This window comes from Mesorhizobium sp. M7A.F.Ca.US.014.04.1.1, assembly GCF_003998745.1.
GTDB lineage: Bacteria > Pseudomonadota > Alphaproteobacteria > Rhizobiales > Rhizobiaceae > Mesorhizobium > Mesorhizobium ciceri.
The window spans coordinates 1-1,222 of the sequence record NZ_RZRW01001037.1 but is presented as its reverse complement, the minus strand read 5'-3'; the positions used below and the strand labels follow the sequence as shown (position 1 = coordinate 1,222).

General features: G+C 63.2%; 1 protein-coding gene and 1 pseudogene. Both read right to left on the bottom strand.

Going from position 1 to position 1,222, the window contains the following annotated elements:
- On the bottom strand, positions 1–502 hold a 502-nt coding region (locus EOA22_RS34240), incomplete at its 3' end, for an AAA family ATPase (RefSeq protein WP_164756204.1).
- Positions 503–607: 105 nt separating this feature from the next.
- Positions 608–1,222 (bottom strand): annotated as a pseudogene (locus EOA22_RS34235) (DsbA family protein); the annotation flags it as partial.

The following is a 1,222-nucleotide window of genomic DNA, read 5'->3' as shown; positions in this document are numbered from 1 at the left end:
CCGCCTCTTCGAGCAGGGCGCGGCGTGCCTGGGGCTTGGCCTGGATCAGTTCGCCGATGCGGCCCTGGCCGACCATCGACGGCGAACGCGCACCGGTCGACTGGTCGGCGAACAGAAGCTGCACGTCCTTGGCGCGGGCCTCCTTGCCGTTGATACGGTAAAGCGAACCGGCCTCGCGCTCGATGCGGCGCGACACCTGCAGTTCGTCGGCATCGTTGAAGGCAGCGGGCGCCGAGCGGTCGCTGTTGTCGAGGAAGAGCGTCACTTCGGCGGTGTTGCGCGCCGGACGCGTGCCCGAGCCGGAGAAGATGACGTCGTCCATGCCGGACGCGCGCATATTCTTGTAGGAGCTTTCGCCCATCACCCAGCGCAACGCCTCGACAAGGTTCGACTTGCCGCAGCCATTGGGCCCGACAATGCCGGTCAGGCCGCGTTCGATGACGAACTCGCCAGGCTCGACGAAAGATTTGAAACCAAGGAGGCGAAGGCGCGAAAACTTCATTCGCGCCGCCCGCTAAGCGGATTTCCGTGGTTTTGCGAAAGGAATTCGCAGCACAACGAGAAGCCGCGCACGCCGAAGCGCCGCCGCCTCAGGGCTGACTGGACGTCAGAGCAGAGGGTCGATGATGGCCGACATTTCCTCAATCGACATCGCCCCCTTGTAGGTCTTACCGTTGATGAAGAAGGTCGGTGTCGAGTCGACCTTGAATTCATTGGCGCCGCGCTTCTGGACCGATCTCACATCGTCCAGAAGTTTCTGGTCCGTCAAGCAGGCCTCGAAGGACTCCTGTGTAAAACCGGCGAGCTTCGAGATTTGCAGCAGCGCATCCTTGGTATTCTGGACGCCAACCCAGTTCGCCTGCTGCCGGAACAGGACGTCGACCATGGGGTAATAGTTATCCTTGGCGCAGCGCGCCAGCATAAAACCGGCTTCGGCGCTCGGGTCGAACGGGAATTCGCGCAGGATGTAGCGAACCTTGCCGGTGTCGATGTACTTGGTCTTCAGGTCCGGAAAGGTGGTCTCGGCGAAATGCGCGCAATGCGGGCAGGTCATCGAGGCGTATTCGACGATGGTGACCTTGGCGTCGTCCTTGCCAAGCTGCTTGTCGGGCAGCGCGCCCGGCTTCATCAGTTCCGTCATGTCCACGGTGCCCTGGGCTTCCGGCGCGGTGGCGGCGGCCGTCGTGGCCGGCCTTCAGGGGTCCGCCGGCTCAGCGGGGGT